General features: G+C 64.1%; 8 protein-coding genes. 1 reads left to right on the plus strand and 7 read right to left on the minus strand.

Annotation, left to right across the window (positions count from 1 at the left end; translation table 11 throughout):
- The 7 genes from HMPREF0178_RS10055 to HMPREF0178_RS10090 form a co-directional block, all read right to left on the minus strand.
- Positions 1 to 468, minus strand: a 468-nt coding sequence (locus tag HMPREF0178_RS10055) for a M48 family metalloprotease (protein WP_009733326.1), incomplete at its 3' end; no start/stop codon positions are given.
- Positions 453 to 1,910, minus strand: coding sequence for a cysteine--tRNA ligase (gene cysS, locus HMPREF0178_RS10060; protein WP_009733327.1), 1,458 nt, complete (start codon positions 1,908 to 1,910; stop codon positions 453 to 455). The genes cysS and HMPREF0178_RS10055, both read right to left, overlap by 16 nt.
- A gap of 236 nt (positions 1,911 to 2,146) precedes the next feature.
- On the minus strand, positions 2,147 to 2,605 hold the full coding sequence (gene rpiB / locus HMPREF0178_RS10065; RefSeq protein WP_005028521.1) for a ribose 5-phosphate isomerase B: 459 nt from the start codon (positions 2,603 to 2,605) through the stop codon (positions 2,147 to 2,149).
- Between the two features lie 318 nt (positions 2,606 to 2,923).
- Positions 2,924 to 3,247: a hypothetical protein gene (locus HMPREF0178_RS10075; RefSeq protein WP_009733328.1), complete on the minus strand. Its 324-nt coding sequence runs from the start codon at positions 3,245 to 3,247 to the stop codon at positions 2,924 to 2,926.
- Positions 3,247 to 4,053: a hypothetical protein gene (locus HMPREF0178_RS10080; RefSeq protein WP_009733329.1), complete on the minus strand. Its 807-nt coding sequence runs from the start codon at positions 4,051 to 4,053 to the stop codon at positions 3,247 to 3,249. Before HMPREF0178_RS10080 ends, HMPREF0178_RS10075 begins: the two co-directional genes overlap by 1 nt.
- A complete protein-coding gene (locus HMPREF0178_RS10085) occupies positions 4,050 to 5,819 on the minus strand; it encodes a tetratricopeptide repeat protein (protein ID WP_009733330.1) in 1,770 nt (589 codons plus the stop codon). Before HMPREF0178_RS10085 ends, HMPREF0178_RS10080 begins: the two co-directional genes overlap by 4 nt.
- Before the next feature lie 104 nt (positions 5,820 to 5,923).
- Complete coding sequence (locus HMPREF0178_RS10090) at positions 5,924 to 7,135, minus strand: RNA polymerase factor sigma-32 (RefSeq protein ID WP_009733331.1); 1,212 nt, start codon at positions 7,133 to 7,135, stop codon at positions 5,924 to 5,926.
- A gap of 307 nt (positions 7,136 to 7,442) precedes the next feature.
- Between HMPREF0178_RS10090 and HMPREF0178_RS10095 the strand changes: the two genes are divergently transcribed.
- Positions 7,443 to 8,214: homocysteine S-methyltransferase family protein (locus HMPREF0178_RS10095; protein WP_009733332.1), on the plus strand; the 772-nt coding region annotated here is incomplete at its 3' end.

The following is an 8,214-nucleotide window of genomic DNA, read 5'->3' on the forward strand; positions in this document are numbered from 1 at the left end:
CCGCTCCATGCGGGTGGCGATGTGGCGCTGGGTGACGTGGGCCAGTTCGTGGCCGAGCACGCCCGCGAGCTCGGACTCGTGGTCAAGCTGCATGATGAGCCCGGTGTGGACGAAGACGGAACCGCCCGGCACGGCGAAGGCGTTCATGCTGTTGTGCAGCAGCACGTTGGCGGTGAAAGGGAAGGGCTGCGGGGGGAAGGTTTTGGAGAGGCGGTCCACAATGGACTGGATGTAGCCCTTGATTTCGGGGTCTTCCACAAGCGGCATACGGGAGCGGACGAGCACGTCGAACTTGCGTCCGAGTTCTTTTTCGTCCTTGACGCCGAAACTGCCGAAAAGCGCGGCCTGCACCGGGATCGCGCCCTGCAGGAACAGGGCGAATGAGAGGATCACGGCGACGAGGCCGCGCCAGAGGCGGCCGGGAGCGTTCCCGGCCGCACCGTAGCGTGCGTTCAGATGATATCCCATACAGGGCCTTCGGGGGTGTCCCGGACTTCCACGCCGAGGGCCGCGAGCTCGTCGCGGGCCGCGTCGGAACGGGCGAAGTCCTTGGCGGCGCGGGCTTCCTGGCGTTCGCGGAGGAGCTCGACCACCTTGTTCATGTCCAATCCCCTGCGGCGGGCGCGGATTTCACGCAGGGAGGCGAGGAAGTCTTCCGGCTTTTGCGCGAACAGGCCGAGCAGGGTGTCCCATTTCGCGGTGGCGTCACGGAAGGCCTTGAGGATGTCGCGGCCGCCCTCGCTGTTGCGGAGCTTTTTGTCTTCGAGCACGCGCCCGGCGATGCGGACCATGTTGAAGAGGTGCCCCATGGCGGCGGCGGTGTTCACGTCGTCTTCCAGCGCGTCCATGAAGGACTGATCCTGCTGTTTCAGCTCTTCCATCAGCTCGGCGGGAGCCGCGCCGGGCTTCCAGTTCTCGCGGGCCAGCGCCTTGTCCACTTCGCGCAGGCATTCGTAGACGCGTTTCTGGCTGCGTTCGCTCTCGTCCATGTTGTCGAGCGAGAAGTCGATGGGGCTGCGGTAGTGCTTCCCGGCGAGGAAGTAGCGCAGGGTTTCGGCAAGGTAGCTTTCGAGGATGTCGCGGATGGTCTTGAAGTTGCCGAGCGACTTGGACATCTTTTCGGAATCGACCTGCACGAAGCCGTTGTGCATCCAGATGTTGGCGAGGGGCTTGCCGAGCGCGGCCTCGGTCTGGGCGATTTCGTTCTCGTGGTGGGGGAAGATGAGGTCAAGCCCGCCGCCGTGGATGTCCAGCGGCAGGGGGATGTACTTCTCGCTCATGGCCGAGCACTCGATGTGCCAGCCGGGGCGTCCCTTGCCCCACGGGCTTTCCCAGTAGGGTTCGCCGGGTTTGGCGCTTTTCCACAGGGCGAAGTCCAGCGGGTCTTCCTTTTCGTCGCCGGGCACGACGCGCGCGCCGGAACGCAGGTCGTCGGGCGTACGGCCGGACAGCTTGCCGTAGCCGGGGAAGGAGCGCACGCGGAAATACACGTCGCCGGAAGGCGTGGCGTAGGCCTTGCCGTCGGCGATGAGGCGCTCGGTGAGGTTGAGCATTTCCTGAATGTGCTCGGTGGCCTTGGGCTCGATGTCGGCGCGGATCACGTTGAGGCGGTCCATGTCTTCATGGTAGGCCTTGATGTAGGTTTCCGCGATTTCGGTGCTGGAAACGCCTTCGTCGTTGGCACGCTTGATGATCTTGTCGTCCACGTCGGTAAAATTGCGGACGAAGGTGACTTCATAGCCTTTATAGCGGAGCAGGCGCACCAGAATGTCGAACGCCACCGCGGAACGGGCATGTCCGATGTGCGACAGGGCGTAGGCCGTGATGCCGCAGGCGTAGACGCCCACCAGCCCCTTGCGGACGGGCGTGAATGTTTCCTTTTTTCGGGACATGGTATTGTAGAACTGCATGGGGGCTCCTTTGGACGCGGGGAAAGGGGGAGCCGGGGAGGGCGCTTTTGGCGAAAAGCGCCCTCCCCGGACCCCACCCGCAAAACTTTGGCTGGTGGGGAGGCCGCACGGCGGGAGTTCCGTTACGCGCGGGTCCGGAAGCAAGCGGAAGGAAATCCGCCGCCTGCCGTATGGGGCGGGCGTGTTGGGGAGGCCGTCCGTTGCGGCCCGAAGCCGTTTCCGGACGGGCTCGGCCCTTATCCTTCTATCTGGTTGATGCGGCGGAGGTGGCGGCCGCCTTCAAAAGCGGTGTTCAGGAACAGTTCTGCGATGTCGAGGGCCACGCCCTGGCCGGTCACGCGCTCGCCGAGGCAGAGCACGTTGGCGTTGTTGTGCTGGCGGGTGGCGCGGGCCTGAAATTCGCATCCGCACAGCGCCGCGCGGATGCCGGGGATGTGGTTGGCGGTCATGCTCATGCCGATGCCCGTGCCGCACACGAGGATCCCGAAAGAGGCGGGTTCGTCGCCGGGCGTGGCGTTGCCCGCGTCGGCAAGGACTTTGCCGCATACGCCCTTGGCATAGACGGGGTAGTCGCAGCTTTCCGTGGTGGCGGGGCCGAGGTCGTGGACGTCATGCCCTTTTTCGGAAAGGCGCTTTACCAGCGCGGCCTTGAGTTCCAGTCCGGCGTGATCGGAGCCGATATAGACGGTAGCCATCGTTTTCCTGTCTTTTTTTGATGTGAGAAAAGCTCCCCGCTGGGGACGGTTCCAATAAAAAAAGGACATGCCTGCCTTTTTCATAAGCGTGCATGGCGAAGTGTCAACAGGCGGGCGATGAGTGTTTGCCCGCCATTACAGATTTCTTCTGTACCGTTTCCCGGAAAAAAAGGAAATGCCCGCCGAAGCGTTCGCCCAATGAGGAAAGCCTTTGGAAAAAGAGGGATGGGCTCCGCGCCGGAAGGCTCGGGGAAGGGAACGTTTTTTCAGAAAAGTTTCCCTTCTCAAGGCGTTCAGCCTGCTTAACGCCCATCCGCCCTAAAGCAGCCACCCGAACCGGGCGCGGAGCGGGGCGAGATGCCCGGCGCGGTGGGCTTTCCGGTCTTTTTCGAGCCGGGCGATGTCGCCTTCAAGCAGGGCAAGGTCGCCCGCAAGCTGTTCGCGCCGGGGATCGGCGAGGGTCGCCATGCGCGACAGTTCGTCCTGAATGGCCTCTTGGCGGCGGCGCATGAGCGTCAGGCGGCGCTGGTAGCCGATATCCGGCCCGGCAATCCAGCGTGTTTCGGTCCACAGCACCCACAGGCCCAGATACATGATCCGAAAGAGTTCTTCGATACGGTTCAGAGACGTCTGGACGTCCATCAGTAGCCCCCCTTCTTGATGGGTTCGATGATGGTACCCGCCGGAAGTTCCAGCGCAAGCTGGTCGTCCCGGAATGCCGCATTGGGCTTCTGGCGGTCCTTGACCAGCAGAATGGCGGAATAGCCGTCTGGATGCGTCAGCTTGAACTTGTAGGGCAGGGGCGGGTTGCCGTCGTCATAGGTGATATCCATGACCCACCCCTTTTCCGCCGACCAGCGGACGGGCAGGCCGTCGGGCCGCAGTTCCAGCATCCCCGGCAGGATGCCGCCGGAGAGCGTGAAGGCGATGTCGCCGTTGGGCAGGGCGCGGGGGTTGAGCCCCTCGGCCGCGCCGAAGACTTCGTGGAAACGGCCGCGCATGAGCGAGGAGAAGTCGCGCAGGGAGAAGGGCACGGGCCTGCCGAAATTGAGCTGCACCCGCTGCGGTCCCTTGTGGACGATGGCCTTGTTCTCGTTGGGCGCGTAGGCCGTGAAGCTGTCCTGCGTTTCCTGGATGCGGGCCACCAGCACGCCGATCCCGGCCATGACGTCGAGGCGTATGGGCAGATAGCCGTTGCTCCAGAGCAGGGTCTCCACGCGGCGGGTGTCGCCTTGCGAACCGTAGCGGAGGCTGCCGCTCAGGCGGTACGGATCGTGATCCGAGGCGCGGGCGGAGGCATAGCTTTGGTAGGCCTGCCACGCGGCGTTGGAGGCGTCCGAAGGCGCGGACGTCCCGATCTCCGGGCCGCGCGTGGCGCAGGCCTGGAGCGACAGGACGAGCAAGGCCGCGAGTATCAGGCGGAAGGGACCGGAAAGGCGGATGTTCATAGCGAGTTCAGCTTTTTGCGTATGTTTTCAGGATTCGGGTGGTCCAGTTCGAGGGCCCGTTCCCATCCTGTGCGCGCTTCGTTTTTGAGCCCTTGGGCATTGGCAATGTCGCCGTAGTGTTCCCATATGGTGGGATCGCCGCCGTCGGGGAGGCTTGTCGCCCGGCGGACGAGCGCCCATGCCTCGGCGTTCTCGCCCCGGCGGAAGTGCGCCCAGGCGAGGGAGTCCAAAATGTACGCATGGTCAGGGGCCTGCTTGAGCGCCGCTTCGAGCAGCAAGACCGCGCGGTCCAGATCCTTGCCCTGTTCGGCCAGCGAGTAGCCCACATAGTTCAGGGCCTGATAATCCTCGGGATTGCGGGCGACGATGGATTCCATCACGGCGAGGGCCTCGCGCTTGCGGCCGAGGGAATCCAGCACGCTGCCGTAGACATAGGCGATTTCGTCGTCCGAAGGCCAGATCTGCTGTGCCGCCGTGGCTGCGGTCAGGGCCTCCTTGTAGCGGTCCTGCAACAGATACAGGTGGATCTCCATGAGCCGGAAATCCCGTTCCGTGGGGAACTGGCTCTGGCCCTGAAGGATGAGCTGCATGGCGTCTTCATAGCGCTGCTGATCGTGCAGCAGCTGGATGCGCAGGCGCAGCGCCCGGTCGTAAAAACGGTTTTCCGGGGGAATGGATTCAAGGAAGTTCAGGGTTTCCTGCACGTCCTTGTGGTATTCGTAGGCGATGGCGGCGAGGTAGAAGTGCACCTCGTCCGGCGCATTGGGATCGCTCTTGAGGCCGTCGAGCAGGGCCTCCGCCTCGGGGTACATCCTCGCGTCCAGAAAAAGCGTCGCCGCCGTGAGCTTGTAGCCGTAGGTGGCGGGGCCGTTCAGGGCGTAGTCCAGGGCTTTCTGCCCCTTTCCGGCACGGATCTGGCCTTCGACCATCCTGATCCAGATGTCCGGATTGTCCGGGTCCTGCTCGATCAGGCTGTTATAGATTTCGTTCGCTTCGGAGTACTGCCTGTCCGCCTCCAGCAGGCGGGCCAGCTCGAACCACGCGTCGACGAATTCCGGGCTTTCCTGCACGGCGAGCCGGAGCTGCTGGATGGCCCTCTGGGGCTGTTTGAGGCCTACGAGGGCCTGCGCGTGGGCATAGCGGACAAAGGACGTCCGCAGGCGCTGCGGCAGGGCCGAGAACACCTTGTCGGCGTCCTTGAAGTGCCCGGTTTTGACGTAGAGGATGCCGAGCTCCTGCTGCACGAGTTCGGAGTCCGGGCGCTGCTTGCGGTATTCTTTCAGAATCTTGAGGGCCTGTTCGTTGTCGCCCTGTTCGAGCCACGTTTCGGCGAGCAGGAGGTGCAGCCCGAGATCGCCGGGCACGCGCTTGACGGCCTGTTCGAGCAGGCTGCGGGCTTCACTGGTTTCCCGGTTGAGCATGAGCCATGCCGCCGCGTCGATGAAGGGCTGCGGCCTGTTTTCCAGCGTCAGGAGGAGTTTTACGGCTTCAAGGACGCCTTCCTTGTCGTCGCCGCGGATGGACTGGTCGAGCAGGAGGGTCGCGTAGGTACGCTGGGCCTCGGGCGAGAGGTCCCATTGCACGGGTCCCTGCGGCGTACTGCGGGCGCACCCGGTGAGCATCTGCACGGCCAGCACGGCGCAGACCATCCCGCGCAGCAGATTGCGGACAAGACCCGCGCCGCAGCGGGAGATTCCCCGGCGGGCGTGGGATGGCGCAGCCGCAAGCGGGGCCGCGGGATGAGTGAGGCGAATGCGGAAGCTCATGAGCAAACTCTGGGGGTTGAAACACGATAACAGGGGATAACGAATACCCTAAACGGGAACGAACAACAACCGGAGATTGTGCATCCGGAACGTTGTTTTCCCTCCTAGTGCGAGATCCAGTCTTCGGAGAAGTCCTGAATATCGGTGGAGAGATGGGTCTTCAGCTTTTGGAGCAGGCGCGCCTCAAGCTGGCGCACCCGTTCGCGGGTGACGTTGTAGCGCTCCCCGATTTCCCGCAGCGTGACTGGATCGTCGGTCAGGAGGCGGTGCTCGAGGATGTAGGCCTCCTTTTCGGAAAGCGAGGGGAGGATGTCGCGGATCTTGCTTTGGAGCAGTTCGGCGATTTCCATGCCCGCAAGGCTTTCCTCAATGCCCGGGCCGAGCGCGGGCAGGAAGTCCATGCGCGTGGCGCTGCCGGACTCGTCGCCGACGGTGGCGTCGAGGGACATGTCGGAGGCGTCCAGCCGCTGCTGCATCTCCACGATCTGATCCTCGCCCACGCCGAGGCGCTCCGCAAGGACCGCCGCGTCTGGGTCGAAGCCTTCGGCAATGAGCTTCTGGCGTTCGCGGTTCAGGTTGTAGAACAGCTTGCGCTGGGCCTGCGTCGTGCCGATCTTGACCATCCTCCAGTTGTCCATGATGAACTTGAGGATATAGGCGCGGATCCAGAACGCCGCGTAATAGGAGAACTTGATCCCCTTGTCCGGGTCGAACTTGTTGACGGCCCGCATGAGGCCGACGTTGCCCTCCTGAATGAGGTCGAGCACGTTCTGCATCCAGCGGCGCTGGAAGTCCATGGCGATCTTGACCACCAGCCGCAGGTGCGAGGACACCAGGCGGAAGGCCGCGTCGCTGTCGCCGGTCTTCTGCACGCGGCGGGCCAGATCGAACTCTTCGTCCGGCTTGAGCATGGGGAAGCGGCTCACTTCGCGCAGGTAGAGGTGCAGCGAGTCCTTGCTGGACGACAGGGAAGGCAGGTGCTGCTGCGACGGTGCGGGCAGGGTATCGCCTTCGGGCAGGATGTCGGCGTCGGGGTCGAGCGCGGCCACGTCGTCTTCGGGCAGATCGTCGCCGATGTCTTCGCTGTCCTCGTCCTCGGCGCCGGTAACGTCCATGGGTTTTGCGGCTTTGTGGGCGGCGGTTTTTCCGGAGGCCTGTTTGGGAAGGATCTCCGGTTCGATGATTTCGGGTTCCACAACGGTATGATGCTCTTCAGCCGCCGTTGCGGAAGAAACCGGGGGCGCGATCGCGTCGTCGGCGGGCCCGCCGGTCGTCTGGCCGCTCTCGGCGGCCTTGGTGGAAATGCGACGGCTCATATGATTTGTACGTCCTTTTGCCATAAATCCGTTTATCAGAGTTGAGGGCGGTGGTCCGGGCTCCGGCGCCGGGCGGGGCACTCCGCGCGGACACGCCTCATGGTGTTACGAAAAAAATCATGCGGGGGAGGCCCGTACGGGGCGGCTCCTCAATCGGATGCTATAGTTTTGGTTTGTCCTTTTCAACGATTTTCAGTAGACAGAAACCCAAGGGGAGAGCCCGTGCCGTTTGGTGCGGGCTCCTGTTCACGAGCCATTCAAGACCTGCCCGCCCGTGAAGGGGCAGGATACCATAAAGGAGAACCGCGTGGCGGATTTTCGTAGCGCACTCGCCTCCGGGCGTACCCTGCTGCTCGACGGGGGCATGGGGACCATGTTGCAGGCAAGGGGCCTGCCCGCCGGGGAACACCCGGAACAGTTCTGCCTCGATCGGCCGGACGTGCTCCGGGGGATCCACGCCGACTACCTCGCTGCGGGCGCGGACATCATTCTGACGTGCACCTTCGGCGGCTCGCGCCTCAAGCTTCCGGCGGGCATCGACGTCACGCCGTTCAACCGCACGATGGCCCGGATCGCCCGCGCCGCCGTGGACGCCGCCGGCCGGGAAGCCTTCGTCGCCGGCGACATGGGGCCGTGCGGGCAGTTCGTGCGTCCGCTTGGGGACCTGCACCCGCTGGAGCTGTATGAAGCCCTGCGCGAACAGGCGCGCGGCCTTGTGGAAGGCGGCGTGGATCTGTTCCTCATCGAAACGCAGTTCGATCTGGCGGAAGTGCGCATTGCCGTGGCCGCCATCCGGGCCGAAAGCGACCTGCCGATCATGGTTTCCATGACCTTCGAGCAGGGGACGAGCCTCACCGGGACGACCCCGGAAATTTTCGCGGAAACCATGCAGAACCTCGGCGTGGACGCGCTCGGCCTGAACTGCGGCCTCGGGCCCGAGCAGATGGCCCCGCTCATGGAGCGCTTCCTCGCCTGTTCGTCCGTGCCGGTGCTGGCCGAGCCCAACGCGGGCCTGCCCGAGCTGGTGGACGGCAAGACCGTGTTCCGCCTGCCCCCCGAGCCGTTCGCCGAAAAGACGG

Source organism: Bilophila sp. 4_1_30, from assembly GCF_000224655.1.
GTDB classification, from domain to species: Bacteria; Desulfobacterota; Desulfovibrionia; order Desulfovibrionales; family Desulfovibrionaceae; genus Bilophila; species Bilophila wadsworthia.

Excerpts from the sequence above, each read along its gene's own strand:
- HMPREF0178_RS10075 (WP_009733328.1), bottom strand. The coding sequence starts at position 3,247 with ATGGACGTCCAGACGTCTCTGAACCGTATCGAAGAACTCTTTCGGATC.
- HMPREF0178_RS10080 (WP_009733329.1), bottom strand. The coding sequence starts at position 4,053 with ATGAACATCCGCCTTTCCGGTCCCTTCCGCCTGATACTCGCGGCCTTG.
- rpiB (WP_005028521.1), bottom strand. The coding sequence starts at position 2,605 with ATGGCTACCGTCTATATCGGCTCCGATCACGCCGGACTGGAACTCAAG.
- cysS (WP_009733327.1), bottom strand. The coding sequence starts at position 1,910 with ATGCAGTTCTACAATACCATGTCCCGAAAAAAGGAAACATTCACGCCC.
- HMPREF0178_RS10085 (WP_009733330.1), bottom strand. The coding sequence starts at position 5,819 with ATGAGCTTCCGCATTCGCCTCACTCATCCCGCGGCCCCGCTTGCGGCT.
- HMPREF0178_RS10090 (WP_009733331.1), bottom strand. The coding sequence starts at position 7,135 with ATGAGCCGTCGCATTTCCACCAAGGCCGCCGAGAGCGGCCAGACGACC.